Here is a 22,276-nt window from a genome sequence, read left to right on the forward strand (position 1 = left end):
ACGGGTGCGGCCGCCGACGTCGATCACGGACCGCAGGTCGACCAGATGGGTGAGCTGTGTGAGGCCGTCGACTTTGGCCTGCCACTCGGGCCCCTGGAGATCTCCAGGAACAAAGGAGCGGCCGCGTCGTCGAGGGCAGAGCGTCGACCCGGGCGGCTTCACGGCTCGTGGGCTCGTGGGCTCGTCCGTCTAGGAGGCCCTGGGGCCGGCAGCGGTCTCGTCGACGGGCAGGTTGGAGATCACCACGCCGTTGTGGGGTGCACCGACGAAACTCTGTGACCAGGGGTGATGTACCCCTGCGTGGCGAACGTTTCCGACGCTGTCCGAGATCATTTCCCGCCATACGCGATGGTTCACGCCGTCGAGCCGCGCCGCCTCGCGACGAACTCGTCGTGTCGCACTGACGTTTCATCAATGCCCCTCGTAGGGGCGGCCGGTCAGGCGGAAGGTGTTGAGCCGTGGCCCGTAGGACAGCGGAATTTTGTGGGCGAGCAGTGACAGCCTTTCCAGTTGCTGTTCGAGCGGGGTATCGGGGGCGAACTCGAGGATCTCTTCGGCCATGTCCTTGAGCTGGGCGCTCTCGGCACCGGTCAGCTCCAGGAAGGGATCTCCGTCGGCCTGCCGAGTCGGCAGCTCAGTAGCTGTGGGCAGTTCGAACGCATGTGACACCGGAAACGTTCCTCTTCACATTTCGAGTGTGGGGGCGACGCACTGTCGACAGGACACATCCCCTGGTCCCATCTGCGCGGCGACACGCTCGATTCTTTACGGCCGTCAGAGCCATCACCATGCCTGCCCGGCGTCGGAAAGTGGTCATGTCCGAAATCAGACAAGGAAAGCAGTCGGGGCATCACCTCCCCCGAGCACGCACGGGCCCGAGCGTTGTTCCATTGTGTCCGACTTCGTAGTAGTTGATCAGATGCCGTAGGCGGCGGAGGCGTCGTTGTGGTTGAGGAGATCGCGGCGGGCGTGGGCGATGTTGGCTCGTCCGGCCAGGCGGAACGTACTGGGGCCCCAGGTCACGGAAGCTGGCCAGGGCTCGGGGTGCGGTGCTGGCCCTGACCTGGAGGTTGTCCTCGTAGAAGGTGACGTGCCGCACCCAGTGGATCTTGTTTTCGATGGACCAGTGGGCCCTCGTAGTGTTTGAAGTGATAGGGGCCGACGAGGTGGGCGGGCAGGCTGGTGACGCCGAAGACGATCTCCCTCCCGGTCCAGGTGCCGTCAAGGCCGCCGGAGTCACGGCGCAGGCGGAAGACCTGTCCCGCGCCGGGGAAGAGGGCGTCGTCGGCTGTGGCGGTGCGGATCGTGCGGCGCTCGGTGCGCCCGTGCCCACGTTCGTCCTCAGCCATGGCGGTCTCGGTCCACTCGGCGTCGGTGCCGGGCCAGTAGGGCCTGGGCAGCTTCGCGGGCCAGCGGCTGGTTCCCCTTCAGGATCAGGACGTAGTGTGCGTCGAGCTGCTCCGTGATCAGGGCGGCGGTCTTCTTCGTGGTGTGCAGCGCGTCCATGGTGAACGCGCCCTCGCCGCCCTTGTCCGGAACCTGGGTCTGGCCGAGGACCGCGCCGCGGGGGTGGTCGACCGCCCCGACCAGGAAGACCCTGCCCGTCTCGGTGCGGGCACCGGTCAGGGCCTTGCCGTCGAGAGCGGCGGAGGGCAGCAGCCCGGCCGGGGTCGGGTGTTCGGCGGCCCGCTGGTGGCGCAGCGCTGTTCGCGCTCGGCCAGCCCCGGGGTGCGTGGGATCTCGGGCGCCATTGTCGTACCGGCCGCCACTTCGATGACGTATGCACAGGTCGCCACGTCCAGGGCGTCGGCGTCCAGGTCGGCGAGCACGCGGCGGAAGGTGTGTTCGCTGGGTACGAGGTACTGGCCGGTCAGCGGGTCGTACTGGGCGCCGATGCGTGCCAGTTTGGCCTGCGGGGCGCGGGGGCCCATTGCCAGATCGCGGTCATGGAGTCGCTGCCGACCACCAGCGCCGCGCACGGGCTCACCGGGCGGGGCGAGACGGCCGGGCCGAGCTGCCGGACTTCGACGACCTCGCGCCAGCGCGGCTTGGCCCCAGGGGCACACCACACTCCATGAGCGCGGCGTCACACCCGTCCGATGACGTTGGGCTGTCATGACCGGGGGCTGATGACGCGGGAGAGGCGACGGCTCCTCTACCCGATGACGCACGCTGCTGGGAGCGGTGCTGCCCCCACTTGGGCGCGCAACGCGCCCAGGCGGGCATATAGCCCTTCACCGATGTGGATGCAGATGATTCAGCCCGGTATTTCCGCCCGGCATCATGCTGCATGGCAGCATGATGCTTCCTCACCCAGACCAGTCACGACAGGGAGTCTGGCAACATGAGGGGCGGTCGACTCCCTTGTCCCGAACCGCGGTTGTACTCGTGGGCAGTGGGCTCGGTGGCTGGAGCACTGCCGTCCGTGCGTGGTGCGCTGGCCTCTGATCGACTCCCGAGCGGCGCGGGCCAGACCTAGCGGGGACCGGAACGGCGGGGGCGAGGCCCGGGCCCGACCGGCTGACACGAGCCCACGCGCCGTCGGGCGCCACGTCGGCAGCCCCATGGCGCGACCGCGCTCCGCCGCGGTCCCGGCCCCGTCGGGCGCGAGCGGTGAGCGGCCCCGGCCCGGACCTTCCAACACTAGCCACCACCGGACCCTTAAGGAGCACAGACCGATGACCATCCGACCCCGCCTCGTCGTCACCGAACGCCAGTCCGAAGGCAACTCGGTGGTGGCCAGCGACGAGCAGCCGGCGTCGATAAGCATCGCTGCGGCCCCTGGGACCGTGTTCTACATGCTCTGGGGCACTGAGGACGGCGGCACCACCGTAGGCACCGACCCCCGTCAGCCGAGGACCTTTCCGTTCCCAGGCGTGGGCGGCACGCGCCTGCTGCTGGCTCGGTACGCGCCGCAGTCGCCCGTCGCCGAGCCCATCGGCGACCCCGAGCGCCTCGTGGCTGGCCGAGGTCGCGGAGAAGCTCCCCGGGCTGACCGACGGGGATGAGCCGGACCACCCTGGTCTGACGGGGCGAAGAACCGGCCTGTTTCATGTCAATCGGTGCCGCGCGCGAGTCCTGAACCGGGCCGGTTCATCTCCAAAAGATCTGTGACACGCACCGGAAGAGGAAGACTGTTGAAGACGTATCTGACGGTGCTGCGCATCGCCGACTACCGCATCCTGTGGGTCGGCGCCCTGGTCAGCCTGATCGGTGACGGCGCGAGCTGGATCGCCATGTCGTGGCTGGCGGTCACGACAGGCGGCACGGGCAGTCTGACGATCCTGGGTCTCTGTTACTCCGGCCCGATCGTCGTCGGCGGGCTGCTGGCTGGGAAAATCGTTGACCGCTTCTCCCGTCGGATGCTGCTGGTGGCCGACAGTATGGTCCGGGGCGTGGTGATGCTGAGCGTCCCCCTGCTCGCCCTGAGCGGCCTTCTCTCGATGTGGCACCTCTACGCGGTGGCTGCCATCTACGGTTTGCTCAAGATCCTACCCATCGGGATCATCCCGACCGTTATCCCGGACCTCGTACCGAAGCGTCACCTCAGTACGGCGATCGCCCTCGAATCCATAGCCACCAACGCGGCGGGGCTGCTCGGCCCGGCGATCGGCGGAGCGCTGATCCCGCTGATCGGGGTGAACTGGGTGCTCGCGGTGGACGCAGCCAGTTACTTCGTCTTCGCGCTGGCCGTACTAGGCATGAAGGCCCGGCTGGACAAGCCCGGCCGCCCCATGGACGGCGGCGGTTCCGGCGCAGGCCGGGGCGCTTGGGCACCGGTAGTGACCTTCCTCCGCGCCGACCGGGTCATGCTGATCATCACCATCGCGTTCACGACCTTCAACATCGCCATGGGCATGCTGATTGTGGCGCAGCCGTGGCTGGCGCACGAACGGCTGCCCGGTGGCGCCACCATGCTGGGCATCCTGGTCGGCGTACTGGCCTGTGCGGAGATGGCCGGATCAATCCTCGCCGGTCTCATCCCGCCCGCCGGGCGCCCCATGTTGAGGATCGGCGTGCTGCAATTGATCTCCGGTGCTGGACTGCTGTTCCTGCTCGGCGCGCATCCGGCACTCGTCCTCGTGGGCCAGGTGGTCTGCGGCATTCCGGCGGCTGTGCTGGTTGTCTCCTCCCAGGCGGTGCGCTACGAGCGCACTCCGGAGGCCCTGCGCGGCCGGACCATGACCCTCATGCGGACGCTTATGCTAAGCGCCCTGCCGGTCGGCTCGGTGATTGCCGGGCCCCTCCTCGGCTCGGGTCAGTACACGGCGATGGTCCTCGTCATGGTGGTACTGGCCGGCGGACCCGGGCTGCTCAGCCTGCTGTTCGTCCGCGACGCCGTGATCAACGCCCGTACCTCCGAACCCCTGGGGACGGCATCGCCGCGCTGAGGACTTCGCCCGGCCCGGCCGTCGGACCGTCCCCATGGCGCCCGAGCCAGAGCGCACCGCCCCTTGACAGATTCCGTTCGACCTGGAAGAGACGACCAGTGGCCGACCTCGCCGATCTCCGCGTACGAGCCGCGCTGGATCTCGACTACGCGAAGGCACGTGAATACGTAGGGCTTCACGAGTACGACGGCCGCCTCCAAGACCTCTCACCCGCCGGGGTGGCGACGGCCCTCCGGGGCCTGGGCCGTGGCCCGCTGCCCGGCGATCCCTTCGATGCCGCGGTGATGGAGATTCACGAGGACGGACTGCGCGCCTGGTTCGAGGAGGCGGAGGTGCACAGGCGCGATCCGCTTCTGCACGTCAGAGCCATGGACGTCGCATGTTACGACCGGGAGTACGCGTCGTCGGAGGAGCGCCGCCGGGCCAAAGAGCTCCACCTTGAGGCGTGGCCAGACGCCGTCGACAACGCCGTCATGTCGCTGGACCGCGTTCCCGCGCCGGTGGCGACCGCGTCGCTGGCAGCCGTACGCGGCTTGCGGGAAGGGGTCGACGATCCCAGGGCCCGTATCGCCGTCGACCGGCTCGCCGCGCACGTCGAAGCGGCCGCCCGTGATGGCGACCCGTCGGCAGCCCTTGGCCCAGGCCTTTTCCTGCGGCTGCTCGGCGCGGGCGAGGGGATCGGCTTCGACATCGCGGAACTGACTGCGACGGCCGAGCGAGAGCGGGCGAGGCTGCGGGCGCTCCTGGAGGAGGCCGTCGGCAGGTACGCCCCGGGCGAGCGGCCCGATCGAGTGGTGCCGGCCTTGTTGCACGACCATCCGTCCACAGCAGAGGGTGTCTTCGCGGAGGCCGCAGCCCTGATCGACGAGGTCACCGCCTTTGCCTTGGACAGAGACCTGATCGGTGCGCCCGGGGGTGTGTGCAAGGTCGGGCCGGCACCGGCTTCGAGGACGTTCGCCCAGGCGATGATGTCGTGGTCGGCGCCTTACGAAGCCGATGCCCCGAGTTGGTACTACGTCGTTCCCCCGGACCCGGACTGGTCCGATGAGCAGGCCGAGGAGTGGCTCGCCGTATTCAGCCGCACCTCGCTGCCGGCGATCACCGTGCACGAGGTCACTCCTGGCCACTACGCGCACGGGCGGGTGCTGCGCGGCCTCACCGGTGACGTGCGGCGGTCCCTGGAGTCCCCCGCGTTCGTCGAGGGATGGGCCCACTACACCGAGGAACTCTTCGCCGAGGAGTGCTTCCGTGACGGTGACCCGCTGTATGTCATCGGCATGGCCGTCGAGGCACTGCTCCGGGTGACCCGGCTGGCCTGTTCGATCGGCCTGCACACGGGTGCCATGCGAGTGGATGAGGCTGCCGCGCGCTTCGAGGCCGACGCGTTCCTCCGGGGAACGGCCGCTCTCGGCGAGGCGCGGCGCGGTACCGTCGACCCGACGTACGGGCGCTACACGCTGGGAAAGCTGGAGATCCAGCGGGTGCGCGGCAGAGCACGGGAACACTGGGGAAGGTGCTACACACACCGGCGGTTCCACGACGCTCTCCTCGCGCTGGGTATGCCGCCCATCGGGCTCCTTGAACGGGCCCTGCTGGGTGATCTCTCCCAATGACACAGGGGACGTGGGTGTCGGGCGCGCGAGGCCGACCGTCGCGGTGCCACCTTGGCGTTCCCTGCAGCGATCTCCTCGTGCTGTGCGGCGAGCCGGGCCAGGGCCTGGGTTGGAAGTCCGCGAGCTCGTCGATCGTCTGTTCCGACTTGGCCAGTCGCTCCCTGAGCTTGGCATTCTCCGCCTTGAGGCGGGTGATCTGGGCTTTGCGGGGGTCGGGGATCTCGCCGGCCTGCTGCAGCACTTGGACCCGTCGTTCGAACTCGGTGCGGAGGTGAGCGTAGGGGCGGGTGCCGTAGAACGCGGTGCGGTCAACGGCGGCTTCGCGGGCGAGGGTCTTGATGTCGCACTTTCCGCCGGGCGGGATCTCGCCTCGGAGGAGCCGGTCCATGGCGGCCCGGATGCGGTTCTCGTTCTCGGTCCGCTGTGCTGCGGAGATTCTCATGCGGATTCCTCGTCCACGGTGTTGGCGATGTCGATCTCGGCGATGACGCGGCGGGCCCGGTCGTAGTCGCCCTGGAGCCTGGTGCGTTCGGTCTTGCGTGAGGTGCCGAGCTGGCCGATGAAGGTCTCGGTGCGGTCGGCGTGCTCGGCCCAGACGGGCCGGTGGCAGGGGTGGTGGGTGGCCTGCGGGCAGCGGGCGGAGTCACACATCCCGATCAGCGGGCGGTCGGCCGTCGGGGTGCCGGCCAGTTTGAGGCAGAGTGCCCGGGAGGGGTCGGTGAACCAGCAGTAGTTCGCGGGCCCGAGGTGCAAGACCTTGGCGCGTTTGGTCAGCAGGTTGAGGACGTCGCGGTCACTGCGCTGTGTCTTGGGTGCCGGAGCTGTTGCCGGGTCGAGCTTTTCGTCGATGCTGGCGAAGAACTCGGTGAGGTTCCGGGCGCCGGGGCCGGCCGGGAGGATGCCCTGCTGGTAGTTGCGGAACTCCTCCAGGACCAGAGCCAGGTTCCGGTCGCTCTCGTGCTTGTTGACCTCGGCCAGCAACTCGGCCTGAGCCCCGCCAGGGTGGGAGGCATACCCTTCTGTAGTGGCCACTGCGATGTGCTTGAGGTGCAGCTTGGAGGCCAGCACGTCGCCCGGACGGTAGGCCATTTCCAAGGCCAATGTGCGACGCAGCCGCCTCAGATTGACCTGTCCATCAGGGATGGGAGCGAGTCCGATGCGGTGCCCTGCCGGGGAGTTGACCCAGTTGCGGAACCACTTGTAGCGGACGGAGAAGGCGAACCGTCCGAAGAGCAGAGCGCCTTCTTGCCGGTCGTCATGGAGATCTTCGGCGAGTGCGACGGCGCGATAGACGGGCTCGATGACGACCCATTCGTCGTCGGTGCCGCCCAGCGGCTGCCCTTTGACGACCTTGCTGGCGAGCCGGTAGCGGGTGAGTCCGGGAACGGGCTCTTCGAGGCGTCGGCAGCCGATACGAAGCTCCATCAACTCGCTCGCGCGCATGCCAGAGGCCGCGGCCAGCACCATCATCGCGGCGGTGCGGACGATGCCGACCAGAGCGACGGCCTGCATGCGGTGCAGCGGCTTCGTCCAGGGCAATACGGACGAGGTGTCCGCCGTGGTGATGTCGGCGGCGTCCCGGGCGAAGACCTCCTTCACCCCGACCGATGCGACCGCGTTCTCCAGCGGGCCGCGTAGGTGGTGCATCCATCGGGCCTCGAACTGGGTGATCCCGGCCTGACGGGCCAGGACTCCTGTGGCCACCGCCAGGAGGGGGTCATCGGCAGACCAGCCGTTCGCGAGCCGGTCGGCGACGTGGTGGTCGGCGAGCATCGGCAGGGGTGTGCACGTATCTCTGTACTCGTTCAGCAGCTCGGTGAACTCGGTCACCGGGGCCACGTGGACGGCCCGGAGCCCCGGTGCTTTGCGGGTGGAGAGCTTGTCGGTTTCCCGGATCTGCCGGGCGAGTTCAACGGCGTGCGGCCCCAGGGACGACATGAGAAACAGGGCGGCAGAGCATCGGCTGCATGACGGCGTAGTCGACGGGTTAGGTCTTGTTCTCGGTCCGGCCGCTGGGCATTTCGGCGATGGCGGAGGCGGTGGCCCCGCCCCAGGGCCGCAGATCGGCCGGGACACGGTCAGCGGTGAACAGCTCGCGGTAGTTGACCAGGTCGACCACGACCTGCGCGGCCCTGCGGCGGGTTCCGGGGCTGTTCTCGCCGACGACTGCGCCGTTCTCGTCGAGTATGTAGCGCCGGTGGGCCATGTAGGCGTCGCAGATACGGGTGTCGATCTGCGCGAAGCCCGGAACCCCCTGTTCGGACAGCCACCGGCAGAATCGTATGAGCTCGTCCAGATGGCCCGCGCAACTGCGCAGGTGCAGGGCGGTGCGATGGGCCCGGGGCAGCGGAGCGACCGCCGGGTGCCGCGGGGCGAGCATGGCCAGGACGAGTTCTTTGCCGACCAGCCGCCGCCGCTCGTCGGTGATCTCGGTGAAGTCGAAGCGGCGGGTGCAAAGGGGAAGTTGGACGGGCAGGCCGATGACGTCGGTGAAGTCCCAGACGTCGTCTTCGAACACCGGACGGAGCGTCCCCTCAGGGAGGGTGAATCCGGCTTCGCGGCAGACGTCGGCGCCGGCGAAGACCACGGACCGGCCGTTGAAGGCGGCAGCAGTGGTAGGGACGGTGGTCACGCGGTCATCTCCTCGGGCCGCAAGGGAAGTTCGCCGTCGTGGTCCTCGATGTGGTGGGATGCCGCGGCGATGACGGCAGGGTCGAAGCGGTCCAGGACCTGCTGGATGCGGGTGGCATAGGGGCCGAAGACGGCCATGAAGTGGGCGGCGGGCATCTGCTGCCACTGCCGGGAGAAGAACGCCTTGAGCCGCAGCAGGTTGCCCGCGTGCCGGGGAGCGAACACGGCCAGCGGGCAGAGCAGGCAGACCCAGGGCCGGGCCGGACAAGGCTTCCCCTTCGGGCCGTGCAGCCCGGACAGCTGGTCCCCGCAGGCGGTGGTGAACACATCGCGCTGTCCGCCCACCAGCTCGGCGATCACGGAATCGTTCAGGTTCAACTCCGCGACCAGGTGCGGATAGCCGTCCGCCAGCGCGGCCGCTTCCTCATCGGTGATCACCGTGGGCGGTTGAGCCCGGCGGAGCACGTCGTGCTGGGCGTCCTCGATGACCGTTTCGACCGAGTGCCGCTGGGCCGGGGTGGTGGCGGTGAGGTAATGATCGCCTTCGACGTCCGGGGTGTGGTTCGGGTCGATCGTGGCCCGTCCGCTGCCCGTCCAGGTGCTTTTGTCCCGCATGGCTTCGTGGGTGGTACGAATCCGTGAACGGTGGATCTTGAGGGGCTGTCCGTCGTTGCCGACGACCGCATGGCGAACAGCCCACCGCTGGACGGCGACCCGGTCGACCTTGCGGACTCGGCGATCGCCGCCGGCCCGGCTCACGCCCACCCAGAGTTTGCGGCGTTCCTCCTCAGTCACGAAGGTGCGCAGCAGTGCGGAGTGCGCGAGCCACTGTTCCAGCAGGCGGACCGCCCGGCGGGGCAGGTTCAGGCTCTCCGCCGCGGTGCGGCGTTTGATGTAGGAGAGCAGGACCGTCGAGTCACCGGCCCAGTCGATGTCCTCGAGAACCAAGTCGGCGATGCCGTCGGGGACGATGCCGGAATAGATGCCGAACAGCAGCCGGTAGGCGATCAGCACGTCCAGGTGCGGGAAGACCGCCCGGATCGCGTCGTGGAAACCACCGCGGTTGTGGACCACCGCCGCCGAGATGTCCAGGTGCCCGCCGAACCCGCTGATGCTGACGGGCCCGACCCGGGCCAGCAGCCAGCGCAGATTGCCCGGCTGCCAGCCGCCTTCTCGAGGATGCCGACCGTCGGCAGCATCGGCGAGGGCCTGGCGGTGGGCGGCGTACGAATCGTCGACCAAGGTCCGGCAGACCTCGGTCAGCCGCTGCCATTCCTCCTCCGGATAGGGCGCCAACACCTGACGGAAGGGCTGGATGTTGAAGTGACGCCCGGCAGCGAGTTCCAGCACTCCATCCGCCAACGTGCCCCCGCTTTGGGCGTAGCCCTCCAGCAGGCTGCGGGTCATGGCCTCCAGCCTGGGCGGGCCGGGCATCCAGAACTCGGCCAGCTGTCCTCGTCGCAGGTGAGCGGCGCCACCGGTGAACCCCTGAGCCGCGAGGGTGCAGACCATGCTCCGCAGGGACTGGACGTAGAAGTTGACGGTGCCCTCCGAGTCCGCAGTGCCGTGCGGATGGATCAAGTCCACGAGACCGATAGCCAGGTCCCGGGCCAGGCGAGGGTTGGGCAGGTCGTCCAGGAGGTAGTCGGCGCGGCTGCCGTCGCTGAACACGCAGGTGAGACCAAGGGGTTCGTCGATCAGCATGGTCGGCATCACAGATCACCGTCCCTGGCCTCGTCGGCGAACTCAGCCGCGGCTTCCCGCTCGGCGGCCGTATCATCGGTCAGTCCGGCAGCGGCTCCGGCTCCCTCGTATGCCTCCCGGTAGATGCGGGTCGTATCCAGGCGGCGTAATGGTGGAGTCGGGTATGGGAACTGCCTGAATGCCTCTGGAACGAGAGGTTCTTTGAGAGGGATCTGACCGCCCCGGAGCGAGCATTCGGCAACCTTGAAGTGGCAGGTCACAGGCCGTCCCGACGTTGGCGAAGGGTCTGTACTTCGCGCGCTGCGGCGTGATCGAATAGGGGATGACATCGTTCTGGAGCGGCAAACAGATACGTCTGCGCGGTATCAAGGCAGACGACTGGACCGCGTTCATGCGCTTCGCCGTGGACGAGGAGCGGATGGGAGACCTGCTGAACCCACCCCGTTCCGCTGAGAACTTCCGTGCCTGGGCGAAAGAACAGGCCGCAGCCAAGTCCGACGGCGATTGCTTCGGGTTAGCGATCGAAGCCGTCGACATGGGAGAAATAGTCGGTGCTGTCGGCACGCACCAGGCTGACCCGCGTGCGGGCTGGTTCGAGTACGGCGTCACGATCGGCGCTGATCATCGACGCAAAGGCTATGCGGCAGAAGCGGTGGTGATGCTGCTGCGTTTCATGTTCGCCGAGCGGCGCTATCACAAGTGCGAAGCGCGGATCTTCGCCCACAATGAGGCATCGCTGACACTTCATCATCGGCTCGGTTTCGTCGAGGAGGGTCGCCTCCGCGATCGCGTGTTCCTTGCTGGCCGACACCATGATCTCGTCATGATGGGCATGCTCGCTGACGAGTTCGCCCAACTGCACTCGATGAGCGGGCCTGCCTGTCCGGCCGACGATCTCTGAGGCCAGGGTGGTCGTGAGGTGGTGCGAGCAGTGTCCCGAGCTGACCGTGCTGGATTGGTCCTCCACGCCTGTCACGACGGTCTCGTCCGTCGGCTGATCTCGGCTGCGTAGGCGGCCCAGTCCCCGGCGGCGGCTCGCTGCCACTTGACGGCGACGGTGATGTCGATGCCGAGGGTGCGGGCGAGGACTGCGGCGGGCAGCTCGGTGGCGAGCTGGAACAGCGCGGTCGAGCGGGTCTCCGCGAGCCGGATGCCGAGTTTGCGGAGCCGTTCGCCCATAGCCCAGGCACTGATCGCGCGGCCGGGCTGGCCTCCAGGGAAGAGCCAGGGCGAGTCTGTCCAGCCGAGGACGGCATGGCTGCGGCGAACCTCGACCTGCTGGAGGGCCAGCTCAGCGACGGGTGCGGGCAGGTCCACCGGGACGGCGCCGAGACGGATGCGGACCGCTCCGTCCGTCTCCTCGATGTGGTCGACGGTGAGCCGGGAGATCGCTGCGGGCCACTGGGCATAGAGGAGCAACAGCAGGCCGGCGAGGCGGTCTTGGGGCTTGAGGGTGTCGTCGTGCAGCAGGCGGCGGGCGGTGGCCCAGCGGGCTTCCTCGTCCATCGGCTGGGAGGGGCCGTTCCATCGCTCGGCCGGGAAGGTGAGATCGCGGGCGATCTTCTGGGAGAGGGCCCATCGCACGAAGTGGCCTGCCTCTTGGCGAAGACGGGCGTCGTCGCTGGTCATCCAGCGTTCGATGTCGGTTTGTCGGCAGGTTGCAAGGGTCAGGTTCTGGTCCTCCAGCCAGTTCAGGAGATAGACGGCCGCCCGCAGATGTTGCCGGGCGACCGTGAGCTGGCTGTGGGTGATGTCCTTGCCGCGGCTGCGTCGGCGAAGCCGACGCAGGAGGTGCCACGTCGCGTATCGGTGCAGGATTTTCCGTCCCTCGGCCGTCGCATGGGAGGTGACGAGGTCCTTCACGTGTCGTTCGAGGCGGACCATCTGCTCGTCCCGTTTCCGCAGGGCGCCGGTGGCGACGAGGACGCTGCGGATGTGTTCGACGACTTTGCCTTCCGGGAGCTCGTCCAGGGCCTCGTGGGTGAGGGGGCGGCGGCCGGAGCCGAGATCGGACAGGACGGTGGAGACGATGCCCTTGGAGAGCCAGCGCATCGCGGTGCCGGCCCGTTCGGTGCTGGCCAGGGCGTCGTGGAGGGACTGCAGCTTCGCGGGCATGGCGCCGGTGCCATCGGCGAGGAGCTCGTGGAGCCGCTGCTGGAGGGTGCAGCGCGGGCACGGTCCGGATGCTCGCAGCCGTTCAGCTTGTCCGCAGGTGGGACAGGGGCGCCAGAGCTCGGCGTCCGGTTTGGTGCAGGGGCCGCAGACGGGGGCGTCGGCGGTGCCGGAGTGGATGCCGCGGAGTCGCCCGCAGACGGTGCAGTGAGCCGGGCGTCTGTCGCAGCCGCCGCAGCGGGGCAGGCCGGTCAGACGGGAGTGGGTGCAAGGTGCGGTGCGTCCGCAGATTGAGCAGACCAGGACTGGCAGGGGGCAACAGGTGGGGCAGAGGGGGCCATCGGCGGTGCGGTTCTGTACTCGTCGACGTCTGTCGCAGCCGATGCAGACTTCGATGTTCGCGGGGTCGGTAACCAGGCAGTTCGGACACAGCGGTCGTCCCTGGGCGTCGCGGATGGCCGGTTCGCGCCGGGCACCACAGCGTACGCATTCTTCGATGCGGGACTTGGCGATGCAGTTGCGGCAGCCCCGCTGCCCATCCAGCGGCTTGTCGATGTGGACAACCCGGTGGCAGCGAGGGCAGGCCGGCCGGACGATCCCGGCGACGCCTGCCTCGTGCAGCAAGTCGATGAACCGCAGGATGGCGCGATGTGGCGCCAGATAGCCCTCTCCGGTCAGCAGACGAGGGTTCTCCTCCAGGGCCCAGACCAGTCGCTGTCGATAGGTGGGACGCTGGGGTGCCGTGCGGCGGAGGGCTTCAGCGATCACGTCGCGGTCGGCGTCCGGGGCGATCGCGGTGATCATCTCGTGGACGACCGTGACTGGATCGCGGTCGTCGTTGTCCGGACACATCTTGCAGCGCGGCAGGCCCTTGCGGTCCCGGAAGCCGACGCGTCGGACGTTGCCGCAGGCGGTGCACTCGGTGGTCTCCTGTCCGCAGACCGAGCAGTACCAGTCCTGGCCCTGGCGTTGGAGGGTTCGCAGCTTCTTGCCGCACTCGACACAGACCGGCGGCGAGATCGCCGAGGCGCCGGCCTTGCGGAGCTCGATGAGCAGATCACCGATGGCCCGGGGCGCCGGGGACTGGCCGTCGGTCAGGACGGCGGGCCGCATCGCCAGGGCTTCCGCCAGGCGCCGTGACTTCGCGCGGCCGCCCGCGACCGCGGCGACCACGGCCCGGATGGTCTCAGCGCCGAGTTCCATCTCGACGTCGGCGACCATGTCTGTGATCAGGCCGATCGGGTCCGAAACGGCGCGGCTGAGATGGTCAGCAGTGGTCACGACCGGTCAACACCCCTGATCCGGGCCTGCTTTGGCCGCAGTCCACCAAGTCCCTCCGAACCGGATGCCGTGCCGCCGCCGACGGCCGCCTTCTTCGGCTTCTTCACGGCCCCGGCCGCCGCGATGGGTTCGATGAGGTCGTCCATGGTGCAGTCGAGGATGTCGAGCAGGGCCATGAGGATCTTCAGGCTCAGTCGCTCCGGTCGCTCGACGACGAGCCGGTAGACCTGGCTCGACGACAGGCTGATGCCGCGTTCGGCGAGCGGAGGGATGAGGTCGGTGGTGGAGAACATCCCGCGGTCCGCCATGACTTTGCGCAGGTGCCAGTGGTAGTCGAGCTTGGCGGCCATCGCCGGATCCCTCCTCGTCAGGCTCCGGCGAACGCCGGGGCCAGTGCCTTGTGCAGGGAAGTGTTCATGAAGTCGTCGCTGACGTGCGTGTAGATGGCCAGGGAGCTGTCGCACTCGTGGCCGACCTGCTGCTGGATGAACCGGCGGTCGACCCCGTCCTCGGTCAGATGCGTGACGTAAGAGTGCCGGATTGAGTGGGGAGTGAGGTCTTTTGGGAGCTTTAGGGCGTCGCGGTATGCCTCGAACCGGTCGTTGATGGAGCCGGGCTGGAGGCGGCCCCCGCGTTCGGTGATCCACAGAGCCGGGTGGTCGGGGAATCCGAAGCGCGGCCGGACGTTCTCGACGTAGTCGGCGACCGACTCGACGGCCCAGTCCATCACCGACAGCACGTTCCGCCGCCGCGGCGGCTGGCCCTTCTTCGCCTTGCCGTAGCGGACGTTGAGCGTGCCGTACCGGCCGAACTGCCTGACCTGCGGATTGCGTCCGAAGTCGACCACGTCGAGCTTGGACGTCTCGGTCCGGCGAAGTCCCCACCCGTAGATGACCTTGAACAGCGTGGCGTCGCGGTAGGCGGCGAGGGCTCCCTTGCGCTTGGCCTTGACGGCGCGTGCGACCTGGTCGTCGGCGTAGTCGAGGAACCGCTGCAGCTCTTCGCGAGTGAATGGCCTCGCTTCCGGGTCGCCTTCGTAATCCTGCAGGTGAGGGAGAGTATTCCACTCGTGGGCGATCGCCACCGGATAGGTGCCGAACGCTTCCTCACACGCCGGGACCCAGCCGTATCGAGCGTCGATGAGGAGCTCGGTGAACAGCCCGACGGTGCCCTGGTAGCTGCGGATCGTGGACGGCGCCAAGTGCTTCTCGCTCGTCAGCGATGCCGACCACTCGTCCAGATGGGCGGGCGTCCATCGCCACGGGTACTCGTTCGTGAACTCCAGGAACCGGCGGATCAGCCGTTCCCTCGGGGCGATCGTCTCGTCCTTCAGCCCTCGCGACTTCTGCTGAGCACGCCAGCCCCGCAGCATCGCGTCGAACATCGCGTCCTCGGGGCGAAGCTGGACCACCCCGGAGACGAGCTCCAGTTGAGCCGACCCGGCCAGGGCCATCTTGCGCTGATGCACCACTCCAGACCATCCCTTCTGGAGGGCAGATCATGCATCAGACGGGATCTATCTGGCAACATGCCTGCTCAGACGGTTAGTTCGTAGTAGCGTTGGAGTTCGTCAGTCCGTCGCCCTGAGCTTGCGACCTGCGACTTCTCGCCCGTCTGATGCAATTCCCGAGGGTTTAGGTAAACCTGCGTCGAGCTGGCCTGGGCATGTCCGAGCAGGTGCTGGGCTTCGTCGACGGCGCCGCCGGCGTCAAGAACGTTGGAGGCAGATCCGTGCCGTAGCTGGGGGGATGAATCTGCCGGGGCAGCCCCGACCGTCGGGACAGCGCCGTCAACGGCTCGTTGATCGCCCCGGTCGCATCGGCGCCCCGAGAGGCGCGTGGAACAGATTCACCAGGACGAAGTCGCAGTCCCGGGCGGAGCGGCAACGGTCCCGCTCGAAGCTGTAGGTGTCATGCGCGAGAACGACCAGTTCGTCGACGGGGACCGCCCGTGAGCGGCGGGACTTCGCCCTCGCTCCGTTGGCGTTGTCCCGGCGCCGCACGTGCAGAGGGGAGACCCGCGCATCGGGCCGCCTACGCCGCATCGGTGTGGTCAGCCGGCGGGTGCTGCGTGTGACCTCCGGCGCGGCCCGCCCCTTGGGGCATGTCGCGGCCCCGTTCGGGTCCTCCGAGTCCAGCCGTACAGCGGTCAGTCGGCCGTCTTCAATGGTGCAGATGGTTGAGCAGCGGGACTTGCGCAGCGTGCAGAACCCTCGCTTCTCTTCGACCACGGCAGCGAACCTGCGAACCTGGCACTCCCGGCGTCGCTTCCCGCGGACGCCACGTAACGGACAGCAGTACCCGCCGATGGTCCTTGATCATGGCGCCAAAGTCATGACGAGACTTGAGAGATGGCCGAAGAGGCACCCTTGAAAGCCGTCAGTCAGTTGAACCACCTGCGACATGCTTCATGGCTTGTTAACGCCGAGTTCCACGAGGTGTGCACAGACTCCCGCACCACAACGGTTAACATCACGTCATGATGACCACCCGGTCGCCTTTCGGCGTACGACGTACCGGCTGCGCGCCGCGTACGTCGCGCCTGTGGTGGCTGGGTGCCCTCCTTCTCGCTGTGCTCTACTCACACGGGATCGGGGTGGAAAGCGCGTCGGCGCACACAACCCCGGCGATAGTGACCTCCTCCATCGCCGTGGACCGCTCCTCTGAATCGGCTGCGGGACACGCCGACACTCCCGAGCCCGCCGGCGACGGCTCCCGCGGTCACGGCCACGACGAAGGCTCTTCCCACGCTGCGGGCGAGTGCCTCTCCGGGCAGCCTCAGAACGGCCCGTTCCTCGCGGCGCCGTGCGTCTCGGATCTGGGTTCGGCCTTCGAGTACGGCGGCCCGGGCGGTGGGATCACCTCCACGGGCGGCTCCGGGCGTGAGGCCCATGCCCCGCCACCCTCCCAGCAGGCAGCGGTCCTTCGGATCTAGGGCCGGCAGCAGCCCCAGTCGGCCGTCATCGGCGCGCGAACCGCTCCTCGTTCGCTCCGCTATGTACGTGTTTGCCGCGTGACGGCCCCCGCCTGCCATCTCATCGATCCTTGACCGCTGCCGTCCGCTCAGTCGCGTTCTTCGCGCGGGCCCGGGCAGCCGTGCGGAGCCGCTGTGCTGTCGTTCCTCCCGCGTCATCCGGTCCACCAAGCGCCGCCCTGGACCCGTCACTTCGTCGCCCTTGTCTTCGCCGTACTGCTGGCGAGCGCCCTCGCCTGTCCGCACCATCTGACCGCGGCAGGCGACGGGCACGGGCCCGGCGTGCGGCCGCTCAGCGCCGTGGAGGCGTCGTCGACGGATGGGTTCGAATCCCGTCAGGCGCTGGATGATTCGCCTACCTGCTCGTCCGATCGTGGCGGAGACAGCAGTACCGCTCCGCGCAACACCAGCGGACCAACTCCCCGTGACGCGCCATCCAGCACCGGAGTGACCGCGGCGACGACGCGCCCGGCCTCCGGACTCACGCAGGTCAGAACGGCTGACGCCACGACCTCCAGAACAACGCTCATCGCCGTCTGTCGGTGGCGCATATAGGGCTCGTCTCCGCGGCCGTGAACACACGGCCGCCGCCCGCACCACGGTGCGCGCGTCGAACCCCGCACCGGACACGCCAACACTTCGACGAGAGCGAAACAATGCACTCCCTGATCACCACCGATGCGTCCCCCACACGAACAGCCATCTCCGGGCTGGTCGGCAACACGCCGGTCCTGCACATGTCCGAGCCGCTGACCCCGCAAGGACACGGCTTCTGGGCCAAGTTGGAGGGCTGCAACCCCGGCGGCATAAAGGACCGTCCCGGCCTGCACATGGTCGAACGCGCACGGAGCCGCGGCGAACTGGTGCCCGGCGGCCGGATCATCGAATCGACCAGCGGCACCTTGGGCCTCGGCCTGGCGCTCGCCGGCATGGTGTACGGGCACCCGGTCACCCTGGTCACCGACCCCGGTCTTGAGCCGTCCATGACCCGGCTTCTCGCCGCCTACGGCGGCCAGGTCGATGTGGTCGGCGAGCCGCACCCCGAGGGTGGCTGGCAGCAGGCGCGTCGCGACCGCGTGACCGAACTGCTCACCGAGCACGCCGGGTCCTGGTGCCCGGATCAGTACAACAACCCCGACAACACCACCGCCTACACCCCGCTCGCCCTTGAACTCGCCGCCCAGCTCGGCCATATCGACGTACTGGTGTGCAGTGTCGGCACCGGCGGACACTCCGCGGGCGTGTCCCGCGTACTGCGGCAGCTCTATCCGGACCTGCGCGTCGTCGGTGTCGACACCATCGGCTCGACGATCTTCGGCCAGCCCGCGCGGTCGCGTCTCATGCGCGGCCTCGGTTCCAGCATCTACCCGCGCAACGTGGCGTACGAGAACTTCGACGAGGTGCACTGGGTCGCCCCGGCCGAGGCGGTGTGGACCTGCCGGCGACTCGCCTCCTCGCACTACGCGACCGGCGGCTGGAGTGTCGGCGCGGTCGCCCTCGTGGCCGGCTGGATCGCCAGGACCCTGCCCGCCGACACCCGTATCGCAGCCGTCTTCCCCGACGGGCCGCAGCGCTACCTCGGGACGGTGTACGACGACGAGTACTGCGCGGCCCACGGCCTGCTGGACCACCCCCCGGCTGCCGAACCCGATGAGATCTCGCGGCCTGACGACAAGGAAGTCACCCGCTGGACCCGGTGCGCGGACGTCGTCGACCCGCTGACCCTGGCCTCCGCGATCGAGGGCGTCCGATGAAGGGCACGCTGCAACAGGTCAGAACGTACGAGCGCAGTGTGCAGCTGCTGATGGTGAATCAGTTCACCATCAACCTGGGCTTCTACATGCTGATGCCGTACCTGGCCGCGCATCTGTCGGGCTCGCTCGGCCTCGCCGGATGGATGGTCGGACTCGTCCTGGGCGTACGGAACTTCACGCAACAGGGCATGTTCCTGGTGGGCGGTACGCTCGCCGACCGGTTCGGGTACAAGCCTCTGATCATCGCCGGGTGTGTCCTTCGCACCGTCGGGTTCGCCACGCTCGGCCTGGTCGACTCGCTGCCCGCGCTCCTGGCCGCCTCGGCGGCAACCGGTCTTGCCGGAGCACTGTTCAATCCGGCCGTCCGCGCCTACCTCGCGGCGGACGCGGGCGATCGTCGAGTGGAAGCCTTCGCGCTGTTCAACGTCTTCTACCAGTCCGGCATCCTGCTCGGCCCCCTGGTCGGCATGCTGCTGACCGCCGTGGACTTCCGCACCACCTGCCTGGTGTCCGCGGGCATCTTCGCGCTCCTGAGCGTGGTCCAGATCCGTGCGCTTCCCGCGCGCCGGGCCGCCGACGAGAGCACCGGCGTGGGCGCGGGGCGGGCGGGCGTGCTGGCCCAGTGGCGCTCGATGGTGGCCAACCGGCCTTTCGTGCTCTTCTCCGTGGCCATGATCGGCTCGTACGTCCTCTCCTTCCAGGTCTACCTCGCGCTGCCGCTGGAGGTACGCCGGCTGGGAGGCGCCGGAGAGGCCGGCACAGCGGCGACGGCTCTGCTCTTCGCCGTCTCCGGGCTCACCACCATCGCCTTTCAGACACGCGTGACAGCCTGGTGCAAGGAGCGGATGGAGCCTGGGCGTGCGCTCACATGGGGGCTCGTCACCATGGGCGCGGCTTTCGTGCCGCTCCTCGCCGTGATGCCGTTGCCCGTGCCGCACGGCGGGCCGGGGCGCTGGCTGCTCGCGGCAGTGCCGCCGGCACTCTCGGCCCTTCTGCTCGCCGTGGGCACGATGATCGCGTACCCCTTCGAGATGGACACCATCGTCCGCCTCTCCGGGGACCGCCTCGTCGCCACCCACTACGGGCTCTACAACACCATCTGCGGCATCGGCATCACCGTGGGCAACCTGCTGACCGGCGCCGCACTCGACATGGCCCGGGAAGCGGGCCTTCCCGCGCTGCCCTGGCTCGCACTCCTGGCGCTCGGCCTCGCCTGCGCCGCGGCCCTCAACGGCCTGCACCGCAGCGGACGACTGACACCGGCTGCCCCCGCAAGCCGGCCCGTCACCGCGTAACACGCCGCGTCGCGCAGCTGAGGGGCGGACGCACCGGTCCGCCCCTCGTGCCTTGCGCGTAGACGCCCAGCCGGAGACCGGCCCTCTACCTCGCGGGCACAGGTGGCTCCAGCTCCCGGGAGGGGCCAGGCACCGTGCTCGACCGGCTGCTCAAGCGTCCGCCGCCGGCTACGGCCCGTACGGGTTCTGTCATCACTGGTCACAGGCCCAGCGCCCTGGCTGGGGCGTTCCCTGGACTGGGCGTTCCGGCCAACTCCGCACTGGCCCACTGCCGCCAGCATGCGAAAGTGGACACGAGGCGCAGAGCAAGCTCGGCGTCGAACCGGAAGTCCGCGTCACCGAGGCGGTCACCGAGCAGTTCATCGAGCTGACGCAGCCGGTGGCGAGCCGTCTGGGGATGGATCCCCAGTGCTGCGGCGACCTCTGGCGCGGACCGGCTCCAGGAGGCGAGCAGGGCACGGAGCGTCTCCTCGAGGCGCTTGGCCTTGCTCGGAGAGAGTCCTTCAAGAGTGCCGATCAGCCGCTCGACCACCAATTCGCTGATGGGTTCGCCTGCCAACAGAATGAGGTCGGTCAGATGTGATTCAGCTTTCACCAGCGACTGGTCGCCGGGAAGATGGCCTCGGCGAATATGGTGCACGGTCAGGCGAGCGCAATGCAGCGACAGCCACGCCTTCGCCAGGGGAACCGCGGGGCCCACGACCGTACGCCTGTCCGGAAATGCCACCCGCAGGCGGTGCTCCCGTTCGAGCTCGCCCGTGGCCGGAAAGACCGCACGCAGCTCGGTGCCGCGCGTGACGTACAGCACGTCGTCGAACTGTCCGAGCGGTGGCATGGCTTGGTTCTCCACGACCAGACAGGAGACCCGGTCGGGCAGCGGCCACCGCGCTTTGTCGGCCAGGACCTCCAGTGGAGTGCCGTCCTCCCCGTATCGCTGCAGGAGGCGCTCGGCCAACGCGCGGCGATGATGGGCGACCTCATCGGTGCTCACCGCCTTGGCCTCGGCATAGCCCTTGGTCGACTCGTTGGCCAAGGCGTTGATGTGGACCAGCACCGCCTCGCCCAGGCGCAGCACCGCCGAGAGCGGCAGATCGGCCTGACGGGCGAAGTCGACGTAGCGCCGGCAGGCGACCTGCGCCCCGACTCGGTACGCCTCCTGCAGGTGGTCGAGGTCGCGGCCGGCGAAGAACTCCGTGCGGCCGAGTCCGCGGAAGTACGCGGCAGCTTGGTCCTGCGGCCGGCTGGGGTACTCGATGAGTTCCACGAACTGGTACACGGCGCGCCGGACCGCGCCCACCAAGTCGCGTCCGACGTAGGAGTCGAGTGGACTGCGGTAGCTGGCCACGCTGTGCTGAATGGCCTCGATCATCTCGGCGGCGATGGTGTCCAGCCGGGGCCGCAGCACATGGGCCATCTCGACCGGCAACTCCAGCCAAGGGTCGTGGGCCGAGACGTTGTTCCTTCCCACTCGGAGCACCTCCAGCCGACACGGTGTGGTCTCCTGCACACAGCTTCTTCTCACGAACCGAGCCCTTGGGCAAGAGTGGGCCAGGACCGGTGCAACGCGCGTTCCCAGTACGGCCAGTCATGTGTGCCGTTTCCGTAGAAATCACTGGTAATCGTCATTCCGTTGTCACGGAGCTTTTCGACGAATTCCCGGGAGGTACCCAGAGCTGCGGGTTCGAGCGCGTCCGCGCCCTCGTCCGGTGCGAGATCACCAGGCCGGCCGTTTCCGGATGAAACGTAGAGCGGCTTCCCGCGGAGTGGTTCGGTGTTGTCGTACGGATTGTGGGACCGCCACACCTCGTTGGTCCAGCGCTCTTCGCCCCACAGGGCCGTCCAGTTCCAGAACCCTTCCCGGACGAGGATGGTCTTTATCAGTCCGGGCACGCCGAAGGAGAGCGTGTTGAGCATTCCGCTGTAGGAGGCGGCGGCCCCGAAGAGGTCCGGGTGCCGGAACGCGTAGTGCATGGCGCCGAATCCGCCGATGGACAGGCCTGCCACGGACCGCTGGGTGCCCGCCCGGTAGTTGCGTTCGAGGATCTGCCGCGTCTCGGTCACGTGAAAGGTCTCCCAATCGGGCTGGGACCCCAGGCCGTAGTTCCACCAGGCCGTGTACATTCCGGCCGCGCCGTCGGAGGGCATGACGACCATCACCTCCTTGTCGGCGGTGAACTCCTCGACGTCGGTGAACTGGGTCCATGAGCGGTAGTCGGCCGGTTCGCAGCAGCCGTGCAGCAGCCACAGGGTCGGCCAGGTCCGGTCGGGTTGGCTGTCCCAGCCCTTGGGGAGAAGGACCCGGACCATCGCTCGCCGGCCGAGCGCGGGCGAGCTGATCTGCAGGTCAAGGGTGCGGTCGTCGATACGGGTCTCGCGCACGACGCCTGCGCCGTCGTCGGCGCGCACGGACGCGGCGGCCTCGGCGGCGGGGGCGGCGCCGGGGGTGAGAAGGCTCCCGGCCAGTGCGGCGGCCAGGAGTGCCACAACAGCCGTACGACGTCTGCGCACAGACTTCATTGCTC

General features: G+C 68.5%; 20 protein-coding genes. 7 read left to right on the top strand and 13 right to left on the bottom strand.

Annotated features, from left to right (window positions below; translation table 11 throughout):
- Window positions 1-411: 411 nt before the first annotated feature.
- The 4 genes from ACWDZ7_RS30905 to ACWDZ7_RS30920 all read right to left on the bottom strand — a co-directional run bounded on the left by ACWDZ7_RS30905 (window position 412) and on the right by ACWDZ7_RS30920 (window position 1,931).
- Entirely contained in the window at window positions 412-669 is a 258-nt protein-coding gene (locus ACWDZ7_RS30905; protein ID WP_451801550.1) for a hypothetical protein, read from the bottom strand.
- A 350-nt stretch (window positions 670-1,019) separates the two neighbouring features.
- Window positions 1,020-1,349: a hypothetical protein gene (locus ACWDZ7_RS30910; protein WP_451801552.1), complete on the bottom strand. Its 330-nt coding sequence runs from the start codon at window positions 1,347-1,349 to the stop codon at window positions 1,020-1,022.
- Window positions 1,342-1,506, bottom strand: a complete 165-nt coding sequence (locus ACWDZ7_RS30915; RefSeq protein ID WP_451801554.1) for a hypothetical protein — start codon at window positions 1,504-1,506, stop codon at window positions 1,342-1,344. Before ACWDZ7_RS30915 ends, ACWDZ7_RS30910 begins: the two co-directional genes overlap by 8 nt.
- 116 nt (window positions 1,507-1,622) lie before the next feature.
- Window positions 1,623-1,931 carry a hypothetical protein gene (locus ACWDZ7_RS30920; RefSeq protein WP_451801556.1) on the bottom strand — a complete coding sequence of 103 codons (309 nt, stop codon included), beginning with the start codon at window positions 1,929-1,931 and terminating at the stop codon, window positions 1,623-1,625.
- A gap of 747 nt (window positions 1,932-2,678) precedes the next feature.
- Here ACWDZ7_RS30920 and ACWDZ7_RS30925 point away from each other — a divergent pair.
- From ACWDZ7_RS30925 to ACWDZ7_RS30935, 3 genes are all read left to right on the top strand, one after another.
- Window positions 2,679-3,008, top strand: coding sequence for a hypothetical protein (locus tag ACWDZ7_RS30925; RefSeq protein ID WP_451801557.1), 330 nt, complete (start codon window positions 2,679-2,681; stop codon window positions 3,006-3,008).
- A gap of 129 nt (window positions 3,009-3,137) precedes the next feature.
- Window positions 3,138-4,391 carry an MFS transporter gene (locus tag ACWDZ7_RS30930; protein ID WP_451801559.1) on the top strand — a complete coding sequence of 418 codons (1,254 nt, stop codon included), beginning with the start codon at window positions 3,138-3,140 and terminating at the stop codon, window positions 4,389-4,391.
- Between the two features lie 98 nt (window positions 4,392-4,489).
- On the top strand, window positions 4,490-6,004 hold the full coding sequence (locus ACWDZ7_RS30935; RefSeq protein WP_451801560.1) for a DUF885 family protein: 1,515 nt from the start codon (window positions 4,490-4,492) through the stop codon (window positions 6,002-6,004).
- 438 nt (window positions 6,005-6,442) lie between these two features.
- On the opposite strand, the gene ACWDZ7_RS30940 is transcribed toward ACWDZ7_RS30935, so the two are convergent.
- Genes ACWDZ7_RS30940 through ACWDZ7_RS30950 form a run of 3 tightly spaced genes read right to left on the bottom strand, consistent with a single transcriptional unit; the run spans window position 6,443 to window position 10,348 of the window.
- Complete coding sequence (locus ACWDZ7_RS30940) at window positions 6,443-7,942, bottom strand: hypothetical protein (RefSeq protein WP_451801562.1); 1,500 nt, start codon at window positions 7,940-7,942, stop codon at window positions 6,443-6,445.
- Between the two features lie 49 nt (window positions 7,943-7,991).
- A complete protein-coding gene (locus ACWDZ7_RS30945) occupies window positions 7,992-8,636 on the bottom strand; it encodes a hypothetical protein (RefSeq protein ID WP_451801563.1) in 645 nt (214 codons plus the stop codon).
- Window positions 8,633-10,348: a hypothetical protein gene (locus ACWDZ7_RS30950; RefSeq protein ID WP_451801565.1), complete on the bottom strand. Its 1,716-nt coding sequence runs from the start codon at window positions 10,346-10,348 to the stop codon at window positions 8,633-8,635. Before ACWDZ7_RS30950 ends, ACWDZ7_RS30945 begins: the two co-directional genes overlap by 4 nt.
- A gap of 313 nt (window positions 10,349-10,661) precedes the next feature.
- On the opposite strand from ACWDZ7_RS30950, the gene ACWDZ7_RS30955 reads away from it, so the two are divergent.
- On the top strand, window positions 10,662-11,240 hold the full coding sequence (locus tag ACWDZ7_RS30955) for a GNAT family N-acetyltransferase (protein ID WP_451801566.1): 579 nt from the start codon (window positions 10,662-10,664) through the stop codon (window positions 11,238-11,240).
- A 71-nt stretch (window positions 11,241-11,311) separates the two neighbouring features.
- On the opposite strand, the gene ACWDZ7_RS30960 is transcribed toward ACWDZ7_RS30955, so the two are convergent.
- The 4 genes from ACWDZ7_RS30960 to ACWDZ7_RS30975 all read right to left on the bottom strand — a co-directional run bounded on the left by ACWDZ7_RS30960 (window position 11,312) and on the right by ACWDZ7_RS30975 (window position 15,580).
- Window positions 11,312-13,732, bottom strand: a complete 2,421-nt coding sequence (locus ACWDZ7_RS30960) for a site-specific integrase (RefSeq protein ID WP_451801567.1) — start codon at window positions 13,730-13,732, stop codon at window positions 11,312-11,314.
- Window positions 13,729-14,082 (bottom strand): helix-turn-helix domain-containing protein, encoded by a 354-nt coding sequence (locus tag ACWDZ7_RS30965; protein WP_451801569.1) that lies wholly within the window; start codon window positions 14,080-14,082, stop codon window positions 13,729-13,731. The genes ACWDZ7_RS30960 and ACWDZ7_RS30965 overlap by 4 nt, the downstream gene beginning before the upstream one ends.
- Window positions 14,083-14,099: 17 nt before the next feature.
- The gene (locus tag ACWDZ7_RS30970; protein ID WP_451801570.1) at window positions 14,100-15,203 is read right to left on the bottom strand and encodes a tyrosine-type recombinase/integrase; all 1,104 of its coding nucleotides are present in this window, start codon (window positions 15,201-15,203) and stop codon (window positions 14,100-14,102) included.
- A 65-nt stretch (window positions 15,204-15,268) separates the two neighbouring features.
- Window positions 15,269-15,580 carry a tyrosine-type recombinase/integrase gene (locus tag ACWDZ7_RS30975; RefSeq protein WP_451801661.1) on the bottom strand — a complete coding sequence of 104 codons (312 nt, stop codon included), beginning with the start codon at window positions 15,578-15,580 and terminating at the stop codon, window positions 15,269-15,271.
- Between the two features lie 630 nt (window positions 15,581-16,210).
- Here ACWDZ7_RS30975 and ACWDZ7_RS30980 point away from each other — a divergent pair.
- From ACWDZ7_RS30980 to ACWDZ7_RS30990, 3 genes are all read left to right on the top strand, one after another.
- Complete coding sequence (locus tag ACWDZ7_RS30980) at window positions 16,211-16,666, top strand: hypothetical protein (protein WP_451801571.1); 456 nt, start codon at window positions 16,211-16,213, stop codon at window positions 16,664-16,666.
- A gap of 695 nt (window positions 16,667-17,361) precedes the next feature.
- The gene (locus tag ACWDZ7_RS30985; protein ID WP_451801573.1) at window positions 17,362-18,459 is read left to right on the top strand and encodes a PLP-dependent cysteine synthase family protein; all 1,098 of its coding nucleotides are present in this window, start codon (window positions 17,362-17,364) and stop codon (window positions 18,457-18,459) included.
- The gene (locus tag ACWDZ7_RS30990) at window positions 18,456-19,754 is read left to right on the top strand and encodes an MFS transporter (RefSeq protein ID WP_451801574.1); all 1,299 of its coding nucleotides are present in this window, start codon (window positions 18,456-18,458) and stop codon (window positions 19,752-19,754) included. The genes ACWDZ7_RS30985 and ACWDZ7_RS30990 overlap by 4 nt, the downstream gene beginning before the upstream one ends.
- A gap of 199 nt (window positions 19,755-19,953) precedes the next feature.
- Here the strand turns inward: ACWDZ7_RS30990 and ACWDZ7_RS30995 are convergent, their stop codons facing one another.
- A complete protein-coding gene (locus ACWDZ7_RS30995; RefSeq protein WP_451801576.1) occupies window positions 19,954-21,261 on the bottom strand; it encodes a helix-turn-helix domain-containing protein in 1,308 nt (435 codons plus the stop codon).
- 11 nt (window positions 21,262-21,272) lie between these two features.
- On the bottom strand, window positions 21,273-22,271 hold the full coding sequence (locus ACWDZ7_RS31000) for an alpha/beta hydrolase (protein ID WP_451801577.1): 999 nt from the start codon (window positions 22,269-22,271) through the stop codon (window positions 21,273-21,275).
- Window positions 22,272-22,276 lie beyond the last annotated feature (5 nt).

It is taken from the genome of Streptomyces sp. NPDC003032, from assembly GCF_053591415.1.

What these genes read in the sequence shown, in the direction of transcription:
- ACWDZ7_RS30915 (WP_451801554.1), bottom strand. Translation starts at nt 1,506, where the DNA reads ATGGACGCGCTGCACACCACGAAGAAGACCGCCGCCCTGATCACGGAG.
- ACWDZ7_RS30940 (WP_451801562.1), bottom strand. Translation starts at nt 7,942, where the DNA reads ATGTCGTCCCTGGGGCCGCACGCCGTTGAACTCGCCCGGCAGATCCGG.
- ACWDZ7_RS30950 (WP_451801565.1), bottom strand. Translation starts at nt 10,348, where the DNA reads ATGCCGACCATGCTGATCGACGAACCCCTTGGTCTCACCTGCGTGTTC.
- ACWDZ7_RS30955 (WP_451801566.1), top strand. Translation starts at nt 10,662, where the DNA reads ATGACATCGTTCTGGAGCGGCAAACAGATACGTCTGCGCGGTATCAAG.
- ACWDZ7_RS31000 (WP_451801577.1), bottom strand. Translation starts at nt 22,271, where the DNA reads ATGAAGTCTGTGCGCAGACGTCGTACGGCTGTTGTGGCACTCCTGGCC.
- ACWDZ7_RS30990 (WP_451801574.1), top strand. Translation starts at nt 18,456, where the DNA reads ATGAAGGGCACGCTGCAACAGGTCAGAACGTACGAGCGCAGTGTGCAG.
- ACWDZ7_RS30985 (WP_451801573.1), top strand. Translation starts at nt 17,362, where the DNA reads ATGCACTCCCTGATCACCACCGATGCGTCCCCCACACGAACAGCCATC.
- ACWDZ7_RS30980 (WP_451801571.1), top strand. Translation starts at nt 16,211, where the DNA reads ATGATGACCACCCGGTCGCCTTTCGGCGTACGACGTACCGGCTGCGCG.
- ACWDZ7_RS30920 (WP_451801556.1), bottom strand. Translation starts at nt 1,931, where the DNA reads ATGGGCCCCCGCGCCCCGCAGGCCAAACTGGCACGCATCGGCGCCCAG.
- ACWDZ7_RS30925 (WP_451801557.1), top strand. Translation starts at nt 2,679, where the DNA reads ATGACCATCCGACCCCGCCTCGTCGTCACCGAACGCCAGTCCGAAGGC.
- ACWDZ7_RS30910 (WP_451801552.1), bottom strand. Translation starts at nt 1,349, where the DNA reads ATGGCTGAGGACGAACGTGGGCACGGGCGCACCGAGCGCCGCACGATC.
- ACWDZ7_RS30965 (WP_451801569.1), bottom strand. Translation starts at nt 14,082, where the DNA reads ATGGCCGCCAAGCTCGACTACCACTGGCACCTGCGCAAAGTCATGGCG.